The sequence below is a fragment of the Clostridium sp. AM22-11AC genome, from assembly GCF_003473545.1.
Taxonomy (GTDB): Bacteria; Bacillota; Clostridia; order Lachnospirales; family Lachnospiraceae; genus Enterocloster.
Window position 1 is genome coordinate 267537 of the sequence record NZ_QUCM01000001.1, and the last position, 26849, is coordinate 294385.

20 protein-coding genes and 1 pseudogene are annotated in these 26849 nt (G+C 44.4%); 2 read left to right on the forward strand and 19 right to left on the reverse strand.

Annotated elements, in window-relative coordinates:
* Positions 1–50 precede the first annotated feature (50 nt).
* The 10 genes from DW251_RS01325 to DW251_RS01370 form a co-directional block, all read right to left on the reverse strand.
* A complete protein-coding gene (locus DW251_RS01325; RefSeq protein ID WP_118300164.1) occupies positions 51–866 on the reverse strand; it encodes an OadG family transporter subunit in 816 nt (271 codons plus the stop codon).
* Positions 867–883: 17 nt separating this feature from the next.
* Positions 884–2335 carry a carboxyl transferase domain-containing protein gene (locus DW251_RS01330; RefSeq protein ID WP_021871009.1) on the reverse strand — a complete coding sequence of 484 codons (1452 nt, stop codon included), beginning with the start codon at positions 2333–2335 and terminating at the stop codon, positions 884–886.
* Positions 2336–2585: 250 nt separating this feature from the next.
* Entirely contained in the window at positions 2586–3212 is a 627-nt protein-coding gene (gene ttdB / locus DW251_RS01335; RefSeq protein ID WP_021871008.1) for a L(+)-tartrate dehydratase subunit beta, read from the reverse strand.
* The gene (ttdA, locus tag DW251_RS01340; RefSeq protein WP_118299990.1) at positions 3212–4111 is read right to left on the reverse strand and encodes a L(+)-tartrate dehydratase subunit alpha; all 900 of its coding nucleotides are present in this window, start codon (positions 4109–4111) and stop codon (positions 3212–3214) included. The genes ttdB and ttdA overlap by 1 nt, the downstream gene beginning before the upstream one ends.
* Before the next feature lie 90 nt (positions 4112–4201).
* Positions 4202–5488 carry an SLC13 family permease gene (locus DW251_RS01345; RefSeq protein WP_279217495.1) on the reverse strand — a complete coding sequence of 429 codons (1287 nt, stop codon included), beginning with the start codon at positions 5486–5488 and terminating at the stop codon, positions 4202–4204.
* A 292-nt stretch (positions 5489–5780) separates the two neighbouring features.
* Positions 5781–6422 carry a GntR family transcriptional regulator gene (locus DW251_RS01350; protein ID WP_021871005.1) on the reverse strand — a complete coding sequence of 214 codons (642 nt, stop codon included), beginning with the start codon at positions 6420–6422 and terminating at the stop codon, positions 5781–5783.
* Positions 6423–6428: 6 nt separating this feature from the next.
* A complete protein-coding gene (locus tag DW251_RS01355) occupies positions 6429–7034 on the reverse strand; it encodes a GntR family transcriptional regulator (RefSeq protein ID WP_118299992.1) in 606 nt (201 codons plus the stop codon).
* 68 nt (positions 7035–7102) lie between these two features.
* Positions 7103–7732: a DUF1847 domain-containing protein gene (locus DW251_RS01360; RefSeq protein ID WP_118300165.1), complete on the reverse strand. Its 630-nt coding sequence runs from the start codon at positions 7730–7732 to the stop codon at positions 7103–7105.
* 157 nt (positions 7733–7889) lie between these two features.
* On the reverse strand, positions 7890–9101 hold the full coding sequence (locus DW251_RS01365; RefSeq protein WP_118299993.1) for an aspartate kinase: 1212 nt from the start codon (positions 9099–9101) through the stop codon (positions 7890–7892).
* A gap of 174 nt (positions 9102–9275) precedes the next feature.
* Positions 9276–10961 (reverse strand): DUF5722 domain-containing protein, encoded by a 1686-nt coding sequence (locus DW251_RS01370; RefSeq protein ID WP_118299994.1) that lies wholly within the window; start codon positions 10959–10961, stop codon positions 9276–9278.
* A 452-nt stretch (positions 10962–11413) separates the two neighbouring features.
* On the opposite strand from DW251_RS01370, the pseudogene thiW reads away from it, so the two are divergent.
* Positions 11414–11932 (forward strand): annotated as a pseudogene (thiW, locus tag DW251_RS01375) (energy coupling factor transporter S component ThiW); the annotation flags it as partial.
* Between the two features lie 295 nt (positions 11933–12227).
* The gene (locus DW251_RS01380; protein WP_021870999.1) at positions 12228–13112 is read left to right on the forward strand and encodes a hydroxyethylthiazole kinase; all 885 of its coding nucleotides are present in this window, start codon (positions 12228–12230) and stop codon (positions 13110–13112) included.
* Positions 13113–13149: 37 nt separating this feature from the next.
* On the opposite strand, the gene DW251_RS01385 is transcribed toward DW251_RS01380, so the two are convergent.
* The 9 genes from DW251_RS01385 to rpoC all read right to left on the reverse strand — a co-directional run bounded on the left by DW251_RS01385 (position 13150) and on the right by rpoC (position 26785).
* Positions 13150–13740: a thiamine phosphate synthase gene (locus tag DW251_RS01385; RefSeq protein ID WP_021870998.1), complete on the reverse strand. Its 591-nt coding sequence runs from the start codon at positions 13738–13740 to the stop codon at positions 13150–13152.
* A gap of 197 nt (positions 13741–13937) precedes the next feature.
* A complete protein-coding gene (gene tuf / locus DW251_RS01390; protein WP_118299995.1) occupies positions 13938–15131 on the reverse strand; it encodes an elongation factor Tu in 1194 nt (397 codons plus the stop codon).
* A 119-nt stretch (positions 15132–15250) separates the two neighbouring features.
* On the reverse strand, positions 15251–17368 hold the full coding sequence (gene fusA / locus DW251_RS01395; protein WP_118299996.1) for an elongation factor G: 2118 nt from the start codon (positions 17366–17368) through the stop codon (positions 15251–15253).
* 42 nt (positions 17369–17410) lie between these two features.
* A complete protein-coding gene (rpsG, locus tag DW251_RS01400; RefSeq protein WP_118740404.1) occupies positions 17411–17881 on the reverse strand; it encodes a 30S ribosomal protein S7 in 471 nt (156 codons plus the stop codon).
* Between the two features lie 220 nt (positions 17882–18101).
* Positions 18102–18521, reverse strand: a complete 420-nt coding sequence (rpsL, locus tag DW251_RS01405; protein WP_118299998.1) for a 30S ribosomal protein S12 — start codon at positions 18519–18521, stop codon at positions 18102–18104.
* A 198-nt stretch (positions 18522–18719) separates the two neighbouring features.
* The gene (locus DW251_RS01410; protein ID WP_118299999.1) at positions 18720–19889 is read right to left on the reverse strand and encodes an amidohydrolase; all 1170 of its coding nucleotides are present in this window, start codon (positions 19887–19889) and stop codon (positions 18720–18722) included.
* Between the two features lie 2 nt (positions 19890–19891).
* Positions 19892–21082 (reverse strand): amidohydrolase, encoded by a 1191-nt coding sequence (locus tag DW251_RS01415; RefSeq protein ID WP_118300000.1) that lies wholly within the window; start codon positions 21080–21082, stop codon positions 19892–19894.
* A gap of 183 nt (positions 21083–21265) precedes the next feature.
* Complete coding sequence (locus DW251_RS01420; RefSeq protein ID WP_118300001.1) at positions 21266–22813, reverse strand: AbgT family transporter; 1548 nt, start codon at positions 22811–22813, stop codon at positions 21266–21268.
* 294 nt (positions 22814–23107) lie between these two features.
* Positions 23108–26785, reverse strand: a complete 3678-nt coding sequence (gene rpoC / locus DW251_RS01425) for a DNA-directed RNA polymerase subunit beta' (RefSeq protein ID WP_118300167.1) — start codon at positions 26783–26785, stop codon at positions 23108–23110.
* Positions 26786–26849: the final 64 nt, after the last annotated feature.

The window sequence follows — 26849 nt, forward strand, 5'->3', positions numbered from 1 at the left end:
TCCTACTTGTTGTATAAGCACACTGGTTTTCTAACCTGAATGTGCAGTGATTATCTTCCCAGACCTACACGGCGGATAGAACGTACTACCAGACCGTTAGATGTAGCGCTGCCTTCATATGCTGCAATAGCAGCAGTCATAACAGCTACTAATTCTGCATCATCAGAAAGATCAGGACCGGTTACTGCCGGTGCTGCTGCTACTGGCTTAACAGCAGGTGCTGCTGCCTTTGGTGTAGGAGCAGGTGCTGCTGCTTTCTTCTTGCTTTCTTCCCATGCATGGATGTATTTGAAGCATGAGATCAGGATACTGATGAAAATTAAAACAAGGAATACAGTGCCGATACCAATAATGGTGTATACAGTAGCTGTCTTTAACAGAGCACCCATAGAAGTATCTTCTACAACGCCTGCGGACATATCTGTAAACTCAGCCTGGATCTGCTGGGTAGCCATATTGATGTTCATCACATATTTCTTGGTTCCCTCTGTAAAGTCAACCGGGATCACAACCGTATAGCTGCCATCTGCCAGAAGAACAACAGAACCTTCATCCATGTTTACATTCTTTAATTCGCCCATATCCTCGCGAACTTCCAGCTGAGCCTCATAAATAGCTGCTGTAGTCGTATCGCCTGTTGACTCTGCCAGAGTTTTCTGAACGATCAGCTGATCCTTTGGTACGCCTAAAGTCTGTGCTGCAGACAGCATAATGGACTGAGCCATTGAATCATCTACAGGAGTTCCGTCCATGCTGATGGTGGAATCAGTCTCTGCTGTATCCTGGTTAGAGGAGCAGCCAGAAAGGCTTACCAGGCAGGCGGACAGAAGAACTGCTGCTGCCATTCTCTTTACAAATCGTCTCATATACATGTCACCTCTCTTTAAACCGTGCCATGCTTCTTGGAAGGACGGTCCTCACTTTTTGTGTACAGCATCTCAAAAGCGGCGATCACTCTCTGACGGGTCTCTTCTGCCTTGATGATGTCATCTACATAACCTCTCTTTGCAGCAGCAACAGCGCCGGACTGCATAGCGGTATATTCAGCGGTTTTCTCTTTGATCATTGCAACTGCGTCATCTGCAGCTTCGATCTCTTTTGCATACATGATCTTAACAGCTTCTGCCGGATCCATAGTTCCGATCACTGCATTTGGCCAAGCATAAACAACGTCTGCGCCCAGGCTCTTGCTGCCCATGGTAAGACCTGCACTTCCCAGTGCATTCTTAACAACGACAGTTACCTTCGGTACAGTTGCATCAGCGTATGCGTAGGTCAGCTTAGCTGCTAATTTAGCGATCTTTCTTTCGCTGCACATAGTTGCACGGTAGCCGTTTACATTTACTAAAGTCAGAACAGGAATGCTGAATGCATCACAGAAATTGATGAAATCAGTTGCCTTCTCACAGCCTTTTCCGCAAAGAGCTGCCTCTAAGGTCTGTACCTTCTCACCGTTTTCGTAAACTTCGCTGCGGTTAGCTACACATCCTACTGTGCTTCCGTTTAAGCGGATAAATCCGGTTACCATAGAAGCGCCGTAGTTCTTCTTAACTTCCATAAAGAAGTTATTATCAGAGATCATCTGTAAAGCTGCAGCAGTATCTCCGGTATATCCTTCGATACCAGCACACATACGGTTTAAATCGTCTGTGCAGTCAACTTCAGACAGATCTTCTTCATTGTTAGAAGGCAGGATAGATACCAGTGTACGGATCTGTGATAATACAGATGCTTCATCACCTGTGAAATCAACCAGACCAGACTCTTCTGCCTGGAACTTAGCGGAAGAAGTATCACATTTTGCCTTGTAATTGCCCTCCAGGGCATTTGGGGAGTTAACAAACAGTTTTGCAGAAGTATCTTCCATGAAGGTGAAATCTGCCATACCTGCAGATACAGCCATACCGCCGCCGCAGGTACCGAAAATTGCCATAATCTGAGGAATTACTCCAGATGCCATTGTCTGGCTTAAATACAGCTTTCCAAAACCATCCAGTGCGTCAGTTGCTTCCTGAAGACGCAGTCCTGCACAGTCTACCAGACCAATAACAGGTGCTCCCATCTTCATTGCCATAGAGTAGATGTTGCAGATCTTCTTTGCATGCATCTCACCCATGGAACCGCCCAGTACAGCAGCATCCTGGCTGTATACATATACCAGGCATCCGCCGATGGTACCGTAACCGGTAACTACACCGTCAGCCGGTGTTTCCTGCTCAGTCATGTTAAAGTCAGTATTTCTAGCCGCAATATAGGCTCCAACTTCAACAAAACTGTTCTCATCAAGCAGGGCTGCAATACGGCTGCTTGCTGAAGTTTGTGCTGAATTACTCATTTTCCAGTCCTCCATCATTCTTAAGTTTACAGTATTTAGCGGAAAGCACATAAAAATAGCGCTTTCTTATAAAATACAGAAATATTGCCGTTTATATTATAGTGATATTTTTGTCAAATGGCAAGTGTTTCCTTTTATTAAAAATGGTTTATTAACAAATTTTAAGGCAAAAAATGCCACCGCTCCTGCCGCGAGTCGTTTTCACTACGCCGCAGGAGAGATGGCAGGTTTTTATTGCGCACTCATTACATTACTTGATAAAGCTTACATGCTTGCAGATCTCTTCGTAAACTTTTTCTTTCCGTTCATTAAATACAACCTTATTTTCCTCAAACAGGTTTCTTCCCTCTGTATCAATGGATACGATCAGTGGTCCGAATTCCTTAACACGGCAGTTCCATAAGGTCTCAGGCATTCCCAGGTCACGCCACTCTGCACGGACGATCTCTTCTACTTCAGTTGCTGCTACTACTGCGTTTCCGGCAGGGAATACACAGTGGATGGCTTTAAAGTTCTTGCATGCGTACTCGGTGTTTGGTCCCATACCGCCTTTTCCTACGATCACTTTTACGCCGGTCTGCTCTACGAATTCCTTCTCAAACTTTTCCATACGCATACTGGTAGTCGGTCCTACGGAAACCATTTCAAACTTGTCATCTCCTAAAGGACGGATGATAGGGCCTGCGTGGAAAATGGCATTGTTTCTTACATCTACAGGCAGTGGTCTGTGTTCTTCTACCAGACGGCGGTGAGCTACGTCACGGCAGGTTGTTAAGTTACCATTTAAGTAAATAATGTCACCGATATGGATATCTTTTAAATCTTCGTCACTGATTGGTGTTGTTAAAATTTTCTTTCCATCTTTGATCTCTAACATTATAAAGTCACCCCCGAATGAGTTGTAATTGTATAGTTAAGGTCCTTATCGAAAATAATGTGGCCGCGGCGATGGGACCAGCATCCTACGTTTACTGCTACGCCAATGGTAGATGGATGTCTTGCCGTATTTTCAATATGTACGCCCATAACAGAGTACTTTCCGCCCATACCCTGCGGTCCAAGGCCGATCTCGTTAATTCCGTCTTCCAGAAGTTTTTCCATACTTGCAGCTCTCTCATTTTCATTGTGGCTTCCTAAAGGACGCATGAGGGCTTTCTTGGAAAGAAGAGCTGCTGTCTCTACGGAAGTTGCAACACCAACACCAACTAACAGTGGAGGACATGCATTTAAACCATAGGAGGTCATAACATCCAGTACGAAACGGGTAACACCTTCGTATCCTGCGCCTGGCATTAATACCATAGCTTTTCCAGGAAGGGTGCAACCGCCGCCTGCCATGTATGCGTAGATCTCACATTTGTCGCTGTTTGGAACAATATCCCAGAATACAGTAGGAGTTCCCTTGCCAACGTTCTTGCCTGTGTTGTACTCATCAAAAGTCTCTACACTGTTGTGGCGTAAAGGAGCGTCTACCGTTGCTCTTACAACAGCCTCTTTTAACAGTGCTTCCAGATCATCGATCAGCGGGAATTTGGTTCCGCACTTTACCCAGAACTGAAGGACACCTGTATCCTGACAGGAAGGACGGTTCAATTTTACTGCCAGATCCTGATTGCGCTTCATGGTCTGATAAATTACTTTTGATAATGGGCTGTCTTCCTTTTCTGCCAGTTCATCTAACTTGGCAATAATGTCATCTGGCAGTTTCTTACCGATATGGGCAACAAAGTGCGCCATATAATTGGTAAGCTGCTCTACCTGTTCTGTTCTGCTCATGTTTAAGCCTCCTTATAATATGTTTTGAATTGTCTTAATAATATGTAATGTTTGTTTTATTGCTTTTATTTCATGTTCCCATAAAACAACTTACGGGAAAAATGGAAATGCGATCGGTAAAATGATCATACTAACTACAGTTGCGATCACGATCAGCGGCAATCCTGACTTGGTATAGTCTAAAAATGTATAGCCGCCTGCTCCAAGTACCATTGTGTTTGCCGGCATTCCGATGGGTGTTGCGTAAGCACAGGAGCCACCGATAACGCAGGCCATAAGTACGGCTCTTGGATCTGCTCCCATTCCCTGTGCAATGGAAACACAGATGGGAACTAAAAGTGCTGTGGTTGCTGTATTTGACATAAAGTTTGTCATGATACAGCAAAGCATAAATACTGCAAAAGTTAAAACATAAGGTGAAGGATTTTCACCTAACAGGTGCATTACCTTCTCTGCTACCATCTCACCGGCACCTGTTTTTTCAAGGGCTGCTGCCAGTGAAAGGGTTCCACCGAATAAGAAAATGGTCTTTAAATCAATGGAATTTAATGCCTGTTTTTCAGAGATAACACCGGTAATGATCAGTGCCAGAGCTCCCATACATCCGGAAACATACAGCTTGATGCCGATCTTTTTTTCAAAGATCATAGCCAGTAAGGTAAGCAACAGGATCACCAGTGAAAGCTTCTGCTTCCAGGCCGGTACATTGCTGTAATCAACTGTGGTATCAAACGCCCCGTCATCTTTTGGCTGCCTGTCCGGTAAAAGCTTCATACCAAGTGTGGTATAAAAAAGTGTTCCACAGATCAGGATCGGAAGTCCTACAATGGCATATTCAAAAAATCCAAAGCTAAGTCCGATCTCTGATAAAGCACTCTGGGCGATCATATTGCCCGGCGCTCCGATCAGTGAAAGGTTGCCGCCCATAGCTGCCGCAAATACCAAAGGCATCAGCAGTCTGGAACGGGAGTAACCGGATTTTGCTGCAATACCGATCACAACCGGGATCAGTACAGCTGCTGTACCAGTGTTTGAAAGAACGCCGCTCATCACACCTACGATGATCATAACTGCTGCGATCAGCATCCTTTCGGATTTGGCAAATTTTGTAACGATACCGCCGATCTTGTTGGCCATACCCGTTTCAAAAAATGCACCGCCTACAATAAACATTGCCACAAAGAGAATTACGTTGCTGTCAATAAAACCGGCAAATGCCGTCTTCGCATCCAGAACCCCAGTAACAACCAGACCTACACAGACGATCATGGATGTTACCCCCAGCGGGATCTTCTCCATTACAAACATTACAATTGCAAACAAGAGAAACAGGATGGTTATAGTTGATGGACTCATAAACTCCCCCTTCGGTTTTATATAACTGTATAAACCTTATTCATTTTTTAAGGTACTTTGTAACCGGTGTCCCGCCTGCCAGTCAGAACACTTATGTTTTGCAGCTGCTGTCCTGGACCATTATTTTTATTTTATATCTTATATTTGATATTTTATATTTAATAATGTATCCATTTCATGTTTTTATAATAGAACAGAACGCTGTAATTGTCAATAGTAATTTACCAATTCAGCGTTCTGCATATTCTTTTTGATATTTTATTGTGCATATATAACAAATCCCCGCTGCCAGCGGGGAAGTCATATCTTTTTACTAGTATCTTGTCAGTACATCATTCATGCTTCGGATAATATGAAATACCATCTTCTCCCCCGCCTGCTTCGGGTCCCCGCTTTCAAGGGCTGCCAGGATCTGTCGGTGCTCTTCCTGGGAATTTCTGGCGTATTCTTCTTCTGTGGACTTTAAGCCCATAGAAAGACCGTTCCACATTTCAGACAGCATTGTTTTTAACTTTTCATTTCCTGCTGCTGTCCAGATCTCATAGTGGAAGGACTGGTTATAGTTAGAATAACTGCTGGAATCTTTTTTCTCCAGTGCCTCATCTGCCATTTCCAGGCAGTTTCTTATAGCAGAAAGATCTGCTTTTCTCTGACAGCAGAGCACACAGGCCGCACTTTCAAGCGCCGCTCTTATTTCATAGTGCTCTCTTATGGTTGTTTCATTTAAACCAAGGACAGTTGCGCCCTTGTTCTGTTTTAAGTCAATGAGGCCATCTCTTGCCAGTATCTGAAATGCCTCACGCACCGGTGTAACGGATACACCTAACTGCTGGGCAGTTGCTTCCAGTGTAATAACTTCTCCTTCACCGATCTGCTTTGAGATAATGGCTTTTCGCAGTGCAGAAGCCACCCGTTCCCTTGCAGGCAGCAATTTAATTGGTTTTAATGTAACCATAACTCTTTAATCCCTCCCCTTATGGATAGCAGCCAGTTTCACTGCCATTTTTTCAAAATATTCCTCTAACTGTCCGGCTCCTTCTTCTGTTTTTCCAGCCTTCCAGTTTTCTATACTCTTACTTAATAAGATCTCTTCCTCTGTTTTCTCCTGGACATTTCCCCAGACACCTTCCGGGTTCCGTCTGGATATAACAAAATAAAGGTAGATCTCCGTTATCGTCTCCAGATTTTTTCTGGAAAGACTGTAAGGGTAGTTGCGCCAGATCTCCCTGTGAAAATTCAATTCCCTATCAGGAAGACTGCTTCGTTCTTCTTCCTCTAAATTCTGTAAAAATTCAAGTTCTAATCTACAGCCTGTTTTTAAAATATGGCGGAAGTAGTCTTCTGTGAGAGATGCCACCCGCACATGATTATTAGGCAGACGATCGATCAATCCCTGATACTCCAACAAGATCAGAGCTTCTCTTACCGGCATCCGGGATACTCCCAGACTTTCTGCCAGCTCATTCTGTGTCATCTCACTGCCATCAGGTATATTTCCCGCCAATATCTCATCCCGCAGAAGTTCTACAATACTGCCCTGCTTTTTCTTATTTCCAATATATTCCATTTAGTCTGTCCTCACTTTTCAAGTCTCCAAGATCCAGATCCACCAAAACCATATTCTGGCATAAACTGCTACTGTAATCTCTTCTTAAAATATCCTTCCGCACAGTAGATCGCACCGCATGGATTGTGTGCCAGCACACGGTCCTTTGCCACCAGTGTAGTCACCATTTGTTTGGAATATTTGTAAAACATAGAGTCATGTCCTACGCAAAGTCCCAGCGCAATGTTAAACTCTGTTTCCTGGGAATTTAAAAATTCGGCCTGGGCAATTGGGTTGCACATTGGTTCAAATGCATCTGCATTGACCTTCTTTTCTTTCGGAATTCCTACCGACTCCTTTGGAAAACCACCGGTCTTACAGATCACAGATACCACATCAAAGCCCTGGGCTGTAAAAAGATCTGCCACAACACGCGCCTCTTTTCGCAGTCCCCTGCAAAATGCCAGTCCTATTTTTTTATAACCCATTTTTTTACAAAATTCCACTGTTTCTTTTAATCTCGGCCATTGGCAATAGCCTTCCCCTTCGATCTCAGAACAACTTACATAAAATTCGTGATTTTCCTCTAAGGCATATTTCTCATAAGCCCCTTCCATTTTTTCTTTTTCCCGCATAGGACAGTTTTTTGGCATTTTCTCTCTTACAGCCGGATCCTGCGATCCACATGCTAATACATTACATTTTGCACAAGTATACATAGTTTCTCCCCTGACTTTTATTTTTTTCTGATACCGGATTGTTCCGCGCTTTGCGCTCCCACAATCATATTTAATATTGTATCCATTTTTTGCATAAAAGTAAAGAGCAGACATAACCGTTAATCCGGTTTGTCTGCTCTATTGCTTTTATTTTTATTTAAAATGCAAAAAACTTATCATGAACTGCCTGAACAGCCCGGTCTGCATCCTTCTTATCTACCAGTACAGAGATCTTGATCTCACTGGTAGAGATCATATTGATGTTAATGTGGGCATCATACAGTGCCTCAAACAGCTTTGCTGCAACACCCGGATTGTTGATCATACCGGAACCCACTACGGAAACCTTGGCAATATCTGCGTTTGTCTCCAGTCTTGCAAAACGCAGTTCAGCCTTGTGGGACTCTAACAGCTCTGCTGCCTTCTTAAGATCTCCTTCTGCTACTGTGAAGCAGATATCCTTTCCTTCTTCATGGCCAATGCCCTGAAGGATAATATCTACATTAATGTGGTTCTGTGCCAGTAAAGAGAATACCTTGAAAGAAGTTCCTACTTCATTTGGCACTCCTACCAGTGCGATCCTTGCAATATCTTTATCTTTTGCTACGCTGCTGACTGCTGTCTTTTCCATGCGTTTTGCTACCCCTTTCACTTTTGTACCTGGATGACCGGTAAAGCTGGATAATACTTCCAGTTTTACATTATATTTCTTTGCCAGTTCTACAGAACGGTTGTGAAGCACCTGTGCTCCCAAAGTTGCCAGTTCCAGCATCTCATTATAAGTAACTTCATCCAGCTTTCTTGCGCCCTTTACATGTCTTGGGTCTGCTGTGTATACACCATCTACATCTGTGTAGATCTGGCACAGGTCTGCTTCCAGTGCTGCTGCCAGTGCAACTGCAGAAGTATCAGAACCGCCTCTTCCCAGTGTAGTGATGTTCTGGTTTCTGTCTACTCCCTGGAAACCGGTAACGATCACAATCCGCTTCTGGTCCAGCTCTGCCTCCAGACGCTCTGTATCGATCTTTTTGATCCTTGCATTCTTTGCTGCCGTATCTGTAAGTATCCCTGCCTGCCAGCCGGTAAGAGAAACCACCGGATACCCCAATGCTTCAATAGCCATGGCACAAAGTGCAACGGAGATCTGTTCTCCTGTGGATAACAGCATATCCATCTCCCGGTTGGAACCTTCCGGATTAATTTCTTTTGCTTTTTCAATCAGATCATCTGTAGTGTCACCCTGAGCAGAAAGCACAACCACTACCTGATTTCCTGCTTTGTACGTATCAGTGATGATCCTTGCTACGTTACGAAGACGCTCTGTATCTGCTACAGAGGTACCGCCAAATTTCTGTACGATCAACCCCATTTTCATTTTCCTTCCTGTATCTATTTCTGCTTAAAGCAGCTTCATTTTTCTAAAAAGTCAGTTCTTATTTTAGCCTTTTTTTGTCCGCTTGTCCAGTACATATAACAATATTTGTCTTTATACAAAACACTGCAGAAGTAATTTTTCTCCTGCAGTGTTTTGATCAACCTTTATTTACTTTTCCAGATTTTTCCATTTAAAGTTAGGTACAACATCGGACCACTTGTTGATACCGATCAGGGATTTTGCAAACTCACTTGCCTCTAAAGTAGAGTTCTTTTTGTCAATATCCCTGAATACCTGCCAGATCTTTCTCCTCTTTGTAGCTTCGATCAGATTTGGCTTGCTCATATCGCACTCCCACAGGCCTAATTTCAGTCCATCTTTTGCCTCTGAAGGAGCATCTACCTGACGGCTTAAGGTATAAGCATCAATATATGGGTTGCTATCTACCAGATAATAGGAATAAGCAAAGGCTGCTGCCTGAAGCTCCGGAACATCTCCCCTGGTCGGACTGTAAGCTGTAAAACCCTGTTCTGTAAGGATAATGTGGCGCACATGACCGGACGGTGTCTTTAATGCCTCCTGGCAGAAATAATCAGTCAGCACATTTAAGTTGGCAAAGTTGATGACCGGTGAATTAAAGTCATTTTTAACCAGTCCTGTTGCCTGGGCGTCATCCCAAAATACAGGATCGATCAGCGGACATGGATATGGATGATAAGCCAGTCCCCATTCCATCTGTCCCTGGTTATTGGCAATGGAGTTAAAACTGTCAATGATCTCTTTTCCGCCGTATTTTAACTGGCCATCCATTTCATTCATCCAGTTATAACTAAGGGAAAGATATACTCTGTCATTTGCATTGGTACTCTTAATTGCTGTGTAGCATACACGGAATGCCTTTTCGTAGGTCTTCACATAATTGGTCAGATCCATAGGCCCCATGTAGTTCCATTCCTGGTTTTCGATCTCATTTCCAATGATCCAGTTTGAAACTTTTCCGTAATTGGCATTCTTGCCGCTGTAATGATCTGCCAGGAATGCGGAAATTGCCTTTAACTGCTCAAAACCAGCCTCATTGGTGGCATTAAACATGTAATAATATGCACTGGAGGTTTTCTGTACCCCTGGAATAAACAGATTGGAGGTCGTATCGCTCCAGTCATTTAAGAGGATGGCATTTACAACCATTCCTTTTCCGGAATAAGCGCTGATGACCTTATCATAATCTTCTACAATGCCTTTGTTAAAATGATAAGTCTTGCCCTCATACTGGAAATCAATACCGGATCCCATTAATCTGGAAACTGCGATATTGGTGGTCACATACTTTACACCCAGGTCAAAGGCATCATCCAACATGTTCAGCTCAATGTTTAAGCCCTTTTTTGTCAAAGGTTCCTTAAAAGCTTCTGTATTCTTTGCCACGATCTCAGGATTGGTAATATAATGAGGTTCGCTGACTGCCTTGTAAGTACCGTCTTCCTTTACTGCCAGCACAAATTTGCTGTAAAGACAGTCGGAACCATCTCCTTTGTTAAAAGGAACGGTAACGGTAGTGGCGCCGGATGCATTTGCCGAAGTAAGATAGTCGCTGCGGCTTCCCAGATCATCCTGGTAGGTAGGCTGCTCGAACACATACACCTTGCCATCGGTTCCTTCTGTACTGCCACTGCTGTTTAAAGCGATCTCAACGTTCTGTTTATCATCGGTTATCTTACAGGATGTGATCTGTCCGGAAACTTCTGCAGCCAGGGCATTAAATGCACTGGTCCCCAGGGCAAGAACACCCGTTCCAAGAAACAGAGCCGCTGCACAAAGGAAACCTGCAGCTCCTGATCTTTTATAGTTTTTCATTCTTTCTGCCTCCCATATTCTGTCAGATTTTTTACAACCTACATCATACATAATCTAACTTATATTTTCAATTACGTTTTTATTACATTATCTTAATTTAAAAGGTTACTGTTCAGTCATAGGCTGGTTTTGCTCTTGACATTTTTTTCTCTCCGTTTATAATATTTTTAGACCTTTTGTATCTGCTTTCGGGCTGAGACGGTGTGAGGGGGAGCGCCCTGACACTGCGTACAAAAGAGAAGCGATGGGACTCCGTGTTTCGGATTGAGAGGATGCTAGTGAGCATCGACCGCCAATTACAGCTGTAAAACGGCGCCATCGCTATGTCTATTTTTTAACAGAGATTTGCCAAACGCGCCGTGTGGGTGCGTTTTTTTATTGCCATTTTCATAATGCCTTTATTAAAAAACACCCCATTCCACATACAGCCAGAATGAGGAGAGGTAAACGATATGAAAAATTCAAAAACACATGTAACGAAACTTGTCTTTCTTGCCATGATGGTAGCTCTGGGAGTCGTGATCTCCCCGATCCTTCGTGTAGAGGGAATGTGTCCTATGGCCCATTTTATTAATGTAACCTGTGCGGTTATGCTTGGTCCCTGGTATGCTTTCGTGTGCGCTCTGGCTATTGGCATCATCCGTATGGTATGTATGGGTATCCCGCCTCTGGCTCTGACCGGTGCAGTATTTGGCGCTTTTCTTTCCGGTATGCTCTACCGCCTTTCCAAAGGCAAACTGGTATGTGCGTTCATCGGTGAAGTCATTGGAACCGGCATCATCGGCGCTATTGTTTCTTATCCTGTTATGACACTGATCTGGGGACGTACAGGTCTTACCTGGTTCTTCTATGTGCCATCCTTTATTGCAGGTACACTGATCGGAGGCAGCCTTGCTTTCATTTTCTTAAAGCATTTACAGAAAGCCCATATGTTATCCACATTCCAGACTGCTTTAGGCTCTCAGGTCTACACTAATACAGATACGGTTGTGAATGACTCTCTGGGAATTGCATTTTTAGGCTTTATCGGTTATCTTGCTTCCACAGTTGCCGTAAAACAGTTCGTTGCTGAACCTGGACCGGTTGCAGGAAGCATCAAATATATTGTTCTCCTTGCCTTTGTTGCAATGGCAGTGGTATACTGGAATACAAACAAGAAACATGCCTGATGTGCATACATGTGCAAAAAATATCCATTGCAAAATAAACGCTGTAACAGGCCTGCATGGTTCTGCTGCAGCGTTTTTATTATAAGGAGATCATCTCATGGACAATCGGAATGGTAATATAAATAAAGCTCAGCTCCTTTCCTGCTTAAAACAGGTTCGTGACCAACTTCATGACCAGGCACCGCTGATCCACTGCATCACACATCCCATTGTGGTCAACGACTGTGCCAACGCAGTTCTGGCCCTTGGAGGACGCCCTATTATGGCAGAACATCCTGCAGAAGTGGCGGACATTTCTGCCAGCGCAGCTGCCCTTACCGTCAGCCTTGGAAATATTACAGATGCAAGGGCTGAGTCCATGCTTCTGGCAGGAAAAGCCATCAAAAGAATGAAAGATGCTGAAAATGCAAAAAGAGCCTCTGTGATCGACCTGGTAGGGATCACATGCAGCCCTTTCCGCATGGAACTTGCAAAACGTTTTATTAAAGAATGTAAGCCAGCTGTGATCAAAGGCAATGGCTCTGAGATACGTGCAATCGCAGGCGCTGCCTTTCATGGCACTGGCGTAGATGTAAGTGCAGCTGACGCTGTAACTGCCAAAGATCCGGATACCGTACATTCTATGGCCCATATTGCCAGAAAGCTGGCAGAAGAGACAGGCGCTGTGATCCTTGTTACCGGTGAAGTAGATATCATTGCTTCCCCAAATAAAGATACCACATACGGCATCTACAATGGTTCTCCCAATATGGCAAAAGTCACCGGCACCGGCTGCATGCTCACCTGCATCACAGGTACTTATCTGGCTGTGACAGATGCTCTCACTGCCTGCATCCTCGCTGCGATCACATTAGACTGTGCCGGTGAATGTGCCAATGCTGCAAAAGGTCTTGGTACTTATCATATAGAACTGATCAACCAGCTGTCCGTCATGACCGAAGATCAGATCACACAGTTATCCAATATACAGCGATTACTATAAATCAGGCAGCTCTTAATTTCGTTGCAAAAACAACGTTTTATTTTTCCTTCAACTGCATAAATCCAGACATCATACAACCACCTGCTGCCCCGGTCCCAAGGATCTGGGGCATTTTTTCTGCTGTGATCCCGCCGATGGCATATACCGGAATATCCACTTCTTTACATACATTTTCAAGAAATTCCAGACCTCTTCCCGGAAGTCCTTTCTTGCAGTCTGTCTCAAAGATATTTCCTGCAAATACATAGTCTGCACCTAAACGTCCTGCTTCTTTCGCATCTTCTACAGAATGGATCGAAGTACCAAGAAGTGTAAGTCCTTCCGGCCGTCCTATAGTTTTAAGCATTTCCAAAGGCAGATGCAGCTTATCATATCCCAAATGATGTACCACCTCTGGAAAACGGTGCAAAATAAGGGTAGTTCCCGCCTTCTCACACAGCTTAATAACCACCTTTGCCAGTTCTTCGTACTTTTCTTCTGTCAGATCCTTTTCCCGCAGTACCATGGCTTTTGGATGAAGAGAGGCAACATAGGTAAGCTGCTTTAAATATGCCCCATCTGTATCATTTTCCAACACCAGATGCCGGTTGGTCACTGCTATCATCTTTTCATACATATTTTCGTACATACGATCCCTTCCACCTTTCCCATTATCCCCAATCATTCATATATTTTTCCCATCCGAAGGTAGGAAACAAACTACACCAGCGCATCTTCCATATGCAGCATGCAAAAAAGCTCCCGGAATTACTTCCGGGAGCCGAATCGTTTGAGCATAATGTCCATTCAGACATGTTGTATTACTTATATATAAAATCTGTAAAATTATTCGATGATAGATACAACTCTACCAGAACCTACAGTACGTCCGCCTTCACGGATAGCGAAACGAAGTCCCTGCTCCATAGCTACTGGATGGATCAGTTCAACAGTCATTTCTACGTTATCGCCAGGCATACACATTTCAGTACCAGCTGGTAACTCGCAAACGCCAGTTACGTCAGTTGTTCTGAAGTAGAACTGTGGACGATAGTTGTTGAAGAAAGGTGTATGACGGCCGCCCTCGTCCTTGGTCAGAACGTAAACCTGAGCGGTAAATTTGTGATGGCAATGTACAGAACCTGGCTTGCACAGACACTGTCCACGCTCGATCTCAGTTCTCTGAACACCACGCAGCAGAGCACCGATGTTATCACCAGCCTCAGCGCTGTCAAGGAGCTTACGGAACATTTCGATACCGGTTACAACAGTCTTACGGGTATCTTCATGAATACCAACGATCTCAACTTCGTCGTTCAGGTTCAGAGTACCACGCTCTACTCTACCAGTAGCAACAGTACCACGACCAGTAATGGTGAATACGTCCTCTACAGGCATCAGGAAAGGCTTATCTGTTTCACGAACAGGATCTGGAATCCAGGTATCAACTGCATCCATCAGTTCCATGATCTTATCGCCCCATGGTCCCATTGGATCTTCCAGAGCCTTCAGAGCGGAACCCTGGATGATAGGAGTATCATCGCCTGGGAACTCGTACTCGTTCAGCAGTTCACGGATTTCCATGTCTACTAATTCAAGTAACTCAGGATCGTCTACCATATCGCACTTGTTCATGAATACTACGATGTAAGGTACACCTACCTGACGGGACAGAAGGATGTGCTCTCTAGTCTGAGCCATAACACCATCAGTTGCAGCTACAACCAGGATAGCGCCGTCCATCTGAGCAGCACCAGTGATCATGTTCTTAACGTAGTCAGCATGTCCTGGGCAGTCAACGTGTGCATAGTGTCTCTTCTCGGTCTGATACTCAACGTGTGCAGTAGAGATGGTGATACCACGCTCTCTCTCTTCTGGAGCCTTATCGATGTTCTCGAAGTCTACCTTTGCGTTTCCAGCAACTCTTTCTGCCAGAACCTTGGTAATAGCAGCGGTCAGAGTAGTTTTACCATGGTCAACGTGTCCAATGGTACCAATGTTACAATGGGTTTTAGTTCTTTCAAACTTAGCTTTAGCCATTTTATAACGTCCTCCTTAATTTGCGCCCCTGTATATGTGTGGGGCTAATATAGTTAATGTCAGGCTATCAATCATTATATGATATTTCACCTTGATTTACAAGCCTTTTTTAGATTTTATCATTTCTTATGATCAGCAAGAACTTTCTCCTGAACGTTCTTTGGAACCTGCTCATATTTCTCGAAGAACATAGAGTAGTTACCACGACCCTGAGTTCTGGAACGCAGGTCTGTGGAGTAACCGAACATCTCAGACAGCGGAACATATGCCTTAACCATCTTACCACCGCCGATGTCTTCCATACCTTCGATACGGCCACGACGGGAGTTGATATCACCGATTACATCACCCATGTATTCTTCTGGCATGGTAACTTCAACCTTCATGATAGGCTCAAGAAGAACTGGGTTACCCTTTGCCATAGCATCCTTGAATGCCATAGATCCGGCAATGTGGAATGCCATTTCAGAAGAGTCGACTTCATGGTAAGAACCATCGTATACATCAGCGCTTACACCCAGAACTGGGAATCCGCCAAGTACACCGGTCTTGGAAGCCTCTTCAATACCTTCGCCAACTGCTGGGATATATTCCTTAGGAATAGCACCACCAACAACGGAAGAAGTGAACTTGAAGGTTTCTTCTGCGTTTGGATCCATTGGTGTGAAGTGAACTTTACAATGTCCGTACTGTCCACGACCACCGGACTGCTTAGCATACTTGCTGTCTACATCAACAGCCTTAGTAAATGTTTCCTTATAAGCAACCTGAGGAGCACCTACGTTAGCCTCTACGTTGAATTCACGCAGCAGACGGTCTACGATGATGTCCAGATGCAGCTCACCCATACCGGAGATAATGGTCTGACCAGTCTCTTCGTCGGTACGAACACGGAAAGTAGGATCTTCTTCTGCCAGCTTTACAAGAGCGTCGCCCATCTTATCCTGGCTTGCTTTTGTCTTAGGCTCGATAGCGATATCGATAACTGGCTCTGGGAATTCCATAGACTCCAGGATTACTGGATGCTGTTCATCACAGATGGTATCACCAGTTGTGGTATTCTTGAAACCAACGGCTGCAGCAATATCACCGGAGTATACACGATCAAGTTCGTGTCTCTTGTTTGCATGCATCTGAAGGATACGTCCTACACGCTCCTTCTTATCCTTTGTAGCATTCAGTACATAAGAACCGGATGCTAAGGAACCGGAATAAACACGGAAGTAAGCTAACTTACCAACGAATGGGTCAGTCATGATCTTGAATGCAAGAGCAGCGAATGGCTCTTCATCAGAAGAATGACGTACTACTTCGTTGCCGTCCAGATCCACACCCTTGATAGATGGGATATCGGTTGGTGCAGGCATATATTCAAGGATCGCATCCAGAAGCTTCTGAACGCCCTTGTTACGATAAGCGGAACCGCAGCATACAGGAATAGCTGTACACTCACAGGTTGCCTTTCTTAATGCTTTCTTTAATTCATCTACAGATGGCTCTTCACCTTCCAGATACTGCATCATCAGATCATCATCCAGCTCGCAGATCTTCTCGATCAGCTCGGTGTGATATAACTCAGCATCATCCTGCATATCTTCTGGGATATCGCAGATAGCAATATCTTCGCCCTTATCATCGTTGTAGATGTAAGCCTGCATCTCGAACAGGTCGATGATTCCCTTGAATTCATCTTCCTTGCCGATTGGCAGCTGTAAAACGATTGGATTCTTGCCCAGACGGGTCTTGATCTGCTCTACTGCGCCGTAGAAGTTTGCACCAAGGATGTCCATCTTATTAATGAATGCCATACGTGGTACATTGTAAGTATCAGCCTGACGCCATACGTTCTCAGACTGAGGCTCAACGCCGCCCTTTGCACAGAAAACACCAACAGCGCCATCCAGTACTCGCAGGGAACGCTCAACCTCAACGGTGAAGTCAACGTGTCCTGGGGTATCGATGATGTTGATACGATGCTCTAATGCTCCAGCCTTTGGCTTGCAGTGATCCTGCAGAGTCCAGTGGCAGGTAGTAGCAGCGGAAGTGATGGTGATACCTCTTTCCTGCTCCTGAGCCATCCAGTCCATGGTAGCAGTACCTTCATGAGTATCACCGATCTTATAGTTTACACCAGTGTAATACAGAATACGCTCAGTCAGTGTGGTCTTACCAGCATCGATATGAGCCATAATTCCGATATTTCTGGTTCTGTCTAATGGATATTCTCTTCCAGCCAAGGGATTTTCCTCCTTAAAATTGTGAAAAAGGGAAATCTGCAATTAGAAACGGTAGTGAGCAAATGCCTTATTTGCTTCTGCCATCTTATGCATATCTTCTTTCTTCTTTACAGATGCGCCAGTGTTGTTAGCTGCATCCATGATCTCGTTTGCCAGTCTCTCTTCCTGAGTCTTCTCGCCTCTCTTACGGGAGTACAGAGTGATCCAGCGAAGTCCAAGAGCCTGTCTTCTTTCTGGCTTAACTTCGATCGGCACCTGATAGGTAGCACCACCGATACGTTTTGCCTTTACTTCCAGAACTGGCATGATGTTGTTCATTGCTTCTTCAAATACTTCGATAGCGTCTTTTCCGGTTGTCTCAGCAACACGATTGAAAGCGCCGTATACAATTTTCTGTGCAACACCCTTCTTGCCGTCTAACATGATGTTGTTGATCAGCTTGGTTACAACCTTATTGTTGTAGATTGGGTCTGCCAGAACGTCTCTCTTCTGAGTATGTCCTTTACGTGGCACGTTACTTCCCTCCTTAATATGCTGCTTCGGAAACATTTCCTCAGCAGGTTTACATTAACTCGTCGGTACTCACATGTTTCCATAAAATGTGTTCGTGCGCGGTCTATATATTTTCCTGCAACCACAGGTTCAATATCACAATCCGGCACAACAAAGCAGTCCAGTATTAACTGACTGCAGTCACTTTACTGCTGTTAGTGATTCCAGTTTTAAATTTTAATTACTTTTTGTCTTTTGGTCTCTTAGCGCCGTATTTGGAACGAGCCTGCTTTCTGTTAGCAACACCTGCTGTATCCAGTGTACCTCTTACGATATGATATCTGGTACCTGGCAGGTCCTTTACTCTTCCTCCACGGATCAGAACAACGCTGTGCTCCTGAAGGTTATGACCTTCTCCTGGGATGTAGCTTGTTACTTCGATACCATTGGAAAGACGTACTCTGGCGATCTTTCTAAGTGCAGAGTTAGGTTTCTTAGGGGTAGCAGTCTTAACAGCGGTACAAACGCCACGCTTCTGTGGTGCAGATACGTTTGTTGCCTTCTTCTGTAAAGAGTTATAACCCTTCTGCAGAGCTGGTGCGGTAGACTTCTTTGCGCTGGTCTGTCTTCCCTTTCTTACTAACTGGTTAAATGTTGGCATCCTTTTCACCTCCTGTGATATTGACTGTTGGTTGCTGTGTCTTTCAGCTTGTTGTTATGCAAAGAGCAAAGCGCTTTGCACACACTTTTTTATTATAGCATGGTGAAAAAATCTGTCAAGTGGATTTTTTCAAATATTTTTGAGCTTTTCCAAATATTTTCAACTTTATTTTTCCCATGTTTTTAAAGGCCTATTCATTTATGCATTCAGGTAATCCAGGGCAAACTGTACATAGATACCGGTGCCATGATATAACACATCTTCATCTACATCAAAAGCAGGATGGTGATGGGCAGCGATAATGCCTTTTTCTTCGTTGCGGCAGCCAAGATAACCGAAGACGCCTGGTACGGTTTCCATATACACGCTGAAATCTTCTGCTCCTGTCATCTTCTTTAACGGGATCAGGGCATCTTCTCCCATTTCTTTTGATGCGGCTCCTCTTGCGATCTGTACCAGATCTTCATGGTCATTGATCAGTGGGCTTGGACCAAAGTAATAATCTACTTCTGCGCTGCAGCCATATCCCTTTACTACCGGCTCTACTACACTTTTAATCACTTCCGGCATGCTGTTTCTGAATTCTCTGTTAAATGCACGAACCGTTCCTGTCAGTTCTGCCTGGTCTGCAATGATATTTTCCTTGGTTCCGCCATTGAAGATACCTACTGTAACCACCAGTGCATTAAACGGATTGTTGATACGGCTTGGAATGGTCTGTAATGCCTGGATAGCTGCTGCTCCTGCGATAATAGCATCTTTTCCTTCATGAGGAGCACTTCCGTGACTGGATTTTCCATGGATTTTAATGGTAAAACGGTCGCTGCAGGCCATACGCTCGCCGGACTCAAAATTTACCTTTCCGGCAGGAACTGCAGACCAGATATGCATACCGAAAATGGCATCTACTCCTTCAAGGGCACCTCTCTTTACATATTCTTCGGACTTTCTTCCTATTTCTTCTGCCATCTGGAAGATCAGCTTTACAGTACCATGGATCTCATCTCTGTGAGCGCTTAAGATCTTTGCTGCTCCTAATAACATAGAAGTATGGCAGTCATGTCCGCAGGCATGCATTACTCCCGGATTTAAACTGCAGTAGCTTTTTCCCGGGTTCTCTGTAATAGGAAGGGCATCAATATCTGCACGCAACATTACCGTCTTTCCAGGCTTGTCTCCCTTAATGGTTCCTACACAGCCTGTGATCCCTTCAAATTCCTGTACTTCCACGCCCATTTTTTCCAGTTCTTCTTTAATAAAACGGGTAGTATTTACTTCCTTTGTACTCAGCTCCGGATGGGAATGAAGATAATGTCTGCACTGGATCACGTAGCTTTCCTGTTCTTTTGCAAGTTCTTTTACGTTCATTTTCATTCTCCCTTCGCCATTTTTTCCAGATAATCTGCAGCAAACTGTGCATATTCTGCAGAACCTCTGTGAAGAATATCTTCATCGATCTTAAATTTCTCGTTGTGGACCGGATAAACACAGCCCTTTTCTTCGTCGTAGCAGCCTAAGAATAAGAATACAGAAGATGGGATCTTATCCATAATATAGGAAAAGTCTTCGCTTCCTGTTGCTTTCTTTGCCTCTTCTATGCCATCTTCTCCATACAGTTTTACAGCTGCTTTTCTTGCAATGTCTGTAAGCATTGGATCTGCGTTTACAAGAGAAGGTTCAATATAGAAATACTCCAGTTCGGCAGTGCAGCCTTCTGCAGCAGCTGTGCATTCAACGATACGGCGCATGTTTTCTTCTACCATGGCACGGCACTCTTTTGAATAGCAGCGGACCGTTCCCTCCATCACTGCCTTATCTGTAATAATGTTAAACTGGGTTCCTGCCTGGATCTTTCCAACCGTTACTACCAGGGAATTGGATGGATCATTGATGCGGCTTACAATGTGCTGTAAGTTCATAAGGATGGAACTTGCTGCCACAATGGCATCTTTTCCATGCTGAGGTTCAGAGCCATGGGAGGAAACGCCGTGGACTGTAATGATGAAGTTATCACAGCTTGCCATCAGTTCCCCGTCCTTTACAAGAACTTTTCCGCTTGGTCCTGTTGGCCATACATGCATGCCCATAGCAGCATCTACATCATCTAAGTAGCCCTTATCTACATAGTAGCGGCTTCCATAGAATGCTTCTTCTGCAGCCTGGAATAATAACTTTACAGTTCCAGGAAGATTTTCTCTTTCCTCCCATAACAGTCTGGCTGCTCCTAATAACATGGAAGTGTGGCAGTCATGTCCGCAGGCATGCATCACTCCCTCATTCTCACTTTCAAATTCTACACCGCTGTTTTCTTTAATAGGAAGGGCATCAATATCGCCTCTTAATAATACGGTATGTTTTCCAGGCTTACCGCCTTTAATAGTAGCAATACAGCCAGTGTAATCCTCAAATGTCTGTACCGGGATCCCCAGCTCTTTTAAACTGGCTACCAGGTATGCTGTAGTATTTTTCTCTTTATAAGAAAGTTCCGGATGCTGGTGCAGATAGCGGCGGTCTTTTATGATCTGGTCGCTTAATTCTTCTGCTCTTTTTGCAAAGTTCATATTTTTAACTCCTCTCCAACTTTATTTTTTAAACATATACCTGCATACCGCACCGGCAATACAGGCTTTTTGTTCTTTTACAGTACAAAAAGACTGCTGCAAAATACAAATATTTCCATTTTGCAACAGTCCCATTTTACATCAACAATATGCGTCTGTCACGCATATGCTGAATTTTTCATTTTAGAGATAGATACCGCCGCCAGGTCCTAATGGCAGGTTAAGTGCTACCCAGATGATAACCTGAATGATCCATACAATTGCAAATGTTACAGAGAATGGAAGCATATTTGCAATAATAGTTCCAAGACCTACATTCTTATCATACTTATGGGCAAATCCTAAAATAACCGGAATGTAAGTAAATAATGGAGATAATGGATTGGTAATGGAATCACCAATTCTGTATACAACCTGGGTGATCGCCGGGTCAAAGCCCATTAACATCATCATTGGTACAAATACAGGAGCTAAGATCGCCCACTTTGCAGATGCAGATCCAATGAACATATTTACAATACAGGATAAAAGGATCAGACCAATTAACAGCGGGATACCTGTAAATCCAACATTACTTAACAGCTCTGCACCTCTAATGGCAAGTACGGTTCCTAACTTGGATACAGAGAAGAAGTTAGTGAAAATGGAAATGAAGAAACACATAAATACGTAGTTGCCCATTTCAGCAAAGCCCTGGCTGATATCAGCCCATAAGTCTTTGTCATTTTTGTATCTTCCAATAACAACACCATAAACAATACCAGGGATCATTAAGAACATGGTAACTGTAAATACGATACCTTTGGAGAATGCAGAACCACCACTGGTGATGGAACCATTTTCATCTGCCAGGATCGCTCTGTCACCGAAGACCGGTACGCACATAAGAACGATCACAATAATGTAGATCAGGATAGAAAGACCAGCTGCTTTGATACCCTTTTTCTGAACATCTGTCAGGTTAGATGCAGATTCATCAAAGTCATACTTTGCAAGTTCTTCTTTATTAATTGGGAAACGATGTAACAGTACTTTCTCTACCAGGACGGTTCCTACTACAGTCAGTACTACGCAGGAAACAATGAGGAAATACCAGTTAATAGCGATGGATGCTTCATAGTTTGGATCGATCATTCTTGCTGCCTGCTCGGTAAAGCCATATGCAAGTGCATCAGAAAGGCCTAACAGAACGTTTGCACAGAAGCCGCCTGCAACTGCTGCGAATGCAGTGTACATACCAAGAAGTGGATGACGTCCAATGGACATATACAGGATAGCTGCCAGAGGAGGCAGTACGATAAATCCTGCGTCACCAGCTACGTTTAAGTTAACTCCTAAGAACATGATGACTGCAGTTACGATCCAGCCTCTTGCTTTTCCAAGGAAATTAACCATAACAGATACCAGAAATCCGCTCTTTTCTGCAACAGAGGAACCGATCACTGCTACCAGTACCATTCCAAGAGGTGCGAAACCAGCAAAGTTGGTGATAACATTGGTCCACAGATAACGGATACCGTCAAAGGACAGAAGATTGAAGATCTCAATGGTAGATCCATCTGCCGGGTTTACTGCGTTAATTCCTGCTGCGCTGCAGATTGCTGAAATAACAGCAACGATGATCGCCAGTCCTAAGAACATAGTGATCGGATCGGGCAGTCTGTTACCGGCGCGCTCGATGGAATCAAGCATGCGGTCCAGCAGTCCTTTCTTTTCTATTTTCTCATTCATAATTGTGTCTCCCTCCTACTGTAAAAAAACAGTTAAAAAAGTTTGGTATTATTTTATAAAAGTTTTATTAAAATATCAATTAAAAATTTAAGTTTAAGTCCCGACTTATTTGTAAATTTACTGTATATTACTTAATTTTATTAAGTTGTAACTTTAATTTATTTTTTGTCAATCTCACATCTTTCGATGATTGTTTTTTTATAAATACAAAAGCACAGGGGTCACGACTGCTTCAGCCGGACCCCTGTGTCCTGTATTTGATCCCATTTTGGATCGATATTTGATTAACCTTGATTATTCTTCGGTCTCGTCATCATCCTCAGATGCATCTTCTGCATCCTCAGTTTCATCCATGCCCAGAACTTCTTCTGCTACATTATCTTCAGAAATCTCATCATCTTCTGCTCCGCTTAACGCGATCTCATCATCTTCTGACATAGAGATCTCATCGTCTTCTGCAAGAAGTCTGTCATCTGTATCCAGTTTTACGTTGCGGTAACGCTTCATACCTGTACCAGCAGGAATTGGCTTACCGATGATTACGTTCTCCTTGATACCGATCAGATGGTCAACCTTACCGTTGATAGCAGCCTCTGTCAGAACCTTGGTGGTCTCCTGGAAGGATGCTGCGGATAAGAAGGAATCAGTTGCAAGGGATGCCTTGGTGATACCAAGCATTACCTGCTTGCCTTCTGCAGGCTGTTTGCCCTGTGCGATCAGTTCTTCGTTCATCTCGTTGAAGTCAAGAACATCCATGGATACACCTGGGAGAACATTGCTGTCACCGCTCTCTTCGATACGGATCTTCTTTAACATCTGGTGTACGATCATTTCGATATGCTTATCGTTGATCTCAACACCCTGGAGACGGTATACACGCTGAACTTCCTGGATCATGTAATCCTGTACAGCACGAACGCCCTTGATCTTTAAGATATCATGTGGGTTTACGCTACCTTCAGTCAGCTCATCACCGGCTTCAAGGATCTGGCCTTCCATAACTTTAATTCTGGATCCGTAAGGGATCAGATAGGTCTTGGAATTGCCGCTTTCCATATCAGTAACAGTAATTTCACGTTTCTTCTTAGTATCCTTAATGTCTACTACACCGCCGAATTCAGTGATGATAGCAAGACCCTTTGGCTTACGTGCCTCAAAAAGCTCCTCAACTCGAGGAAGACCCTGTGTGATATCGCCGCCGGCAACACCACCGGTATGGAATGTACGCATGGTCAGCTGTGTACCAGGCTCACCGATAGACTGAGCTGCGATGATACCAACTGCTTCACCAACCTGTACAGGCTGTCCGGTTGCCATGTTTGCGCCGTAGCACTTAGCACACACACCAATGTGTGACTTACAGCTTAATACGGTACGGATCTTAACAGACTTACGTCCTAACTTGTTCAGAACCTTCATAACTGCTGCTGCACGCTTTGGTGTACACATATGGTTAGCCTTGATCACTACTTCGCCTGTATCCGGATCAGTAATGGTCTCAGCAATATAACGTCCTGTAATCCTCTCTTCCAGGTCCTCGATCACTTCGTTGCCGTCCATGAAAGCCTTGATCTCCATGTAAGGGATCTCTTTGCCTTCGCAGCAGTCAACTTCACGGATGATCAGATCCTGGGATACGTCTACCAGACGTCTGGTCAGGTAACCAGAGTCAGCGGTACGAAGAGCGGTATCGGACAGACCTTTACGAGCACCATGAGCGGAGATGAAGTACTCCAGTACGTCAAGACCTTCACGGAAGTTAGACTTGATAGGAAGTTCGATGGTGTGACCGGTTGTATCTGCCATCAGTCCTCGCATACCAGCTAACTGCTTGATCTGCTTATCAGATCCTCGCGCACCAGAGTCAGCCATCATGAAGATGTTGTTGTACTTATCCAGTCCTGTTAACAGGTCATGGGTCAGCTGATCATCGGTGGTCTTCCAGGTTTCGATAACTTCTTTATAACGCTCCTCCTCGGTAATAAGACCGCGGCGGTAGTTCTTTGCGATATGGTCTACAGTTGCCTGAGCGTCAGCGATCAGCTTCGGCTTGCTTGCAGGTACGGTCATATCGGAAATAGATACGGTCATAGCTGCTCTTGTAGAGAACTTGTAACCAATTGCCTTAATATCATCCAGTGTAACAGCAGTCTGGGTAGCGCCATGAACATTGATAACTTTTTCAAGGATCTGCTTTAACTGCTTCTTAGCTACGTGGAAGTCAACTTCCAGCTTTAATTCATTTTCAGGAATGCTTCTGTCTACAAAGCCTAAGTCCTGAGGAATGATCTCATTGAAGATAAAACGTCCGATGGTAGACTCGATCACACCAGTCTTAACAGTGCCGTCTGGCATTGTCTTATTGACTCTTACTTTAACTCTGGAATGAAGAGTTGCCTCCTGGTTCTCATATGCCAGGATTGCTTCGTTTACACTCTTGAAGATCATGCCTTCGCCCTTAGCGCCAGGACGTTCCTGGGTCAGATAGTAGATACCAAGTACCATATCCTGTGAAGGAACGGCTACAGGACCACCATCAGATGGCTTTAACAGGTTGTTCGGGCTTAACAGCAGGAAACGGCACTCTGCCTGTGCTTCTACGGACAGAGGAAGATGAACTGCCATCTGGTCACCGTCGAAGTCGGCGTTGAACGCTGTACAAACAAGTGGATGCAACTTAATAGCTTTACCTTCTACCAGAATCGGTTCGAATGCCTGGATACCAAGTCTGTGCAGTGTAGGAGCACGGTTTAACATAACCGGATGCTCTTTGATAACATCTTCCAGAACATCCCAAACTTCTGTCTGAAGCTTTTCAACCATCTTCTTTGCATTCTTAATATTGTGAGCAGTACCGTTTGCTACTAACTCTTTCATTACGAATGGCTTGAACAGCTCGATCGCCATTTCCTTTGGCAGACCGCACTGATAGATCTTTAATTCAGGACCAACGACGATAACGGAACGTCCGGAATAGTCAACTCGCTTACCTAACAGGTTCTGACGGAAACGTCCCTGCTTACCCTTTAACATATCGGAAAGGGACTTAAGAGCACGGTTTCCAGGTCCTGTTACAGGACGGCCACGGCGGCCATTATCGATCAGGGCATCAACTGCTTCCTGAAGCATACGTTTCTCGTTACGAACGATGATATCAGGAGCACCAAGCTCTAACAGTCTTGCCAGACGGTTGTTACGGTTGATAATTCTTCTATATAAGTCGTTTAAGTCACTGGTTGCAAAACGTCCACCATCCAGCTGTACCATAGGACGGATATCCGGTGGGATAACCGGGATAACATCCATGATCATCCACTCAGGACGGTTTCCGGAGCTTAAGAATGCCTCTACAACTTCCAGACGCTTGATAATTCTTGCACGCTTCTGGCCGCTTGCATCGATCAGCTGCTTTCTTAACTCTGCGGAATCTTTTTCCAGGTCGATGGCCTTTAACAGCTCCTGGATCGCCTCAGCACCCATTCCTACACGGAATGCAGTGCTGCTGCCGTATTTCTCTACTTCTTCACGGTATTCCTTCTCAGACAATACCTGCTTGTACTGAAGGCTTGTTACACCTGGATCCAGTACAACATAGGAAGCGAAATACAGAACTTTCTCCAGAGTTCTTGGAGAAATGTCAAGGATCAGACCCATACGGCTTGGGATGCCCTTGAAGTACCAGATATGGGAAACAGGAGCAGCAAGCTCGATACGTCCCATACGCTCTCTTCTGACGCTGGACTTGGTAACTTCAACGCCGCAGCGGTCACAGATCACGCCTTTGTAACGGATCTTCTTATACTTTCCACAATGGCACTCCCAGTCCTTGCTCGGTCCGAAGATCCTCTCGCAGAAAAGTCCGTCTTTTTCTGGTTTTAAGGTTCTATAGTTAATGGTCTCCGGCTTCTTTACAACGCCGTGATCCCACCAGTCTTTCCACTCCTTGGAAGGAGCGCCTGAAGGTTCAGGCATACGGTTGCGTACTGCACCCTGCTCCCACCAGTCTTTCCACTGCTTGCTTGGCTTATCTGCAGGC

What these genes read in the sequence shown, in the direction of transcription:
- DW251_RS01325 (WP_118300164.1), bottom strand. Translation starts at nt 866, where the DNA reads ATGAGACGATTTGTAAAGAGAATGGCAGCAGCAGTTCTTCTGTCCGCC.
- DW251_RS01330 (WP_021871009.1), bottom strand. Translation starts at nt 2,335, where the DNA reads ATGAGTAATTCAGCACAAACTTCAGCAAGCAGCCGTATTGCAGCCCTG.
- ttdB (WP_021871008.1), bottom strand. Translation starts at nt 3,212, where the DNA reads ATGTTAGAGATCAAAGATGGAAAGAAAATTTTAACAACACCAATCAGT.
- ttdA (WP_118299990.1), bottom strand. Translation starts at nt 4,111, where the DNA reads ATGAGCAGAACAGAACAGGTAGAGCAGCTTACCAATTATATGGCGCAC.
- DW251_RS01350 (WP_021871005.1), bottom strand. Translation starts at nt 6,422, where the DNA reads ATGGTTACATTAAAACCAATTAAATTGCTGCCTGCAAGGGAACGGGTG.
- DW251_RS01355 (WP_118299992.1), bottom strand. Translation starts at nt 7,034, where the DNA reads ATGGAATATATTGGAAATAAGAAAAAGCAGGGCAGTATTGTAGAACTT.
- DW251_RS01360 (WP_118300165.1), bottom strand. Translation starts at nt 7,732, where the DNA reads ATGTATACTTGTGCAAAATGTAATGTATTAGCATGTGGATCGCAGGAT.
- DW251_RS01365 (WP_118299993.1), bottom strand. Translation starts at nt 9,101, where the DNA reads ATGGGGTTGATCGTACAGAAATTTGGCGGTACCTCTGTAGCAGATACA.
- DW251_RS01370 (WP_118299994.1), bottom strand. Translation starts at nt 10,961, where the DNA reads ATGAAAAACTATAAAAGATCAGGAGCTGCAGGTTTCCTTTGTGCAGCG.
- DW251_RS01380 (WP_021870999.1), top strand. Translation starts at nt 12,228, where the DNA reads ATGGACAATCGGAATGGTAATATAAATAAAGCTCAGCTCCTTTCCTGC.
- DW251_RS01385 (WP_021870998.1), bottom strand. Translation starts at nt 13,740, where the DNA reads ATGTACGAAAATATGTATGAAAAGATGATAGCAGTGACCAACCGGCAT.
- tuf (WP_118299995.1), bottom strand. Translation starts at nt 15,131, where the DNA reads ATGGCTAAAGCTAAGTTTGAAAGAACTAAAACCCATTGTAACATTGGT.
- rpsL (WP_118299998.1), bottom strand. Translation starts at nt 18,521, where the DNA reads ATGCCAACATTTAACCAGTTAGTAAGAAAGGGAAGACAGACCAGCGCA.
- DW251_RS01410 (WP_118299999.1), bottom strand. Translation starts at nt 19,889, where the DNA reads ATGAACGTAAAAGAACTTGCAAAAGAACAGGAAAGCTACGTGATCCAG.
- DW251_RS01415 (WP_118300000.1), bottom strand. Translation starts at nt 21,082, where the DNA reads ATGAACTTTGCAAAAAGAGCAGAAGAATTAAGCGACCAGATCATAAAA.
- DW251_RS01420 (WP_118300001.1), bottom strand. Translation starts at nt 22,813, where the DNA reads ATGAATGAGAAAATAGAAAAGAAAGGACTGCTGGACCGCATGCTTGAT.
- rpoC (WP_118300167.1), bottom strand. Translation starts at nt 26,785, where the DNA reads ATGCCTGAACCTTCAGGCGCTCCTTCCAAGGAGTGGAAAGACTGGTGG.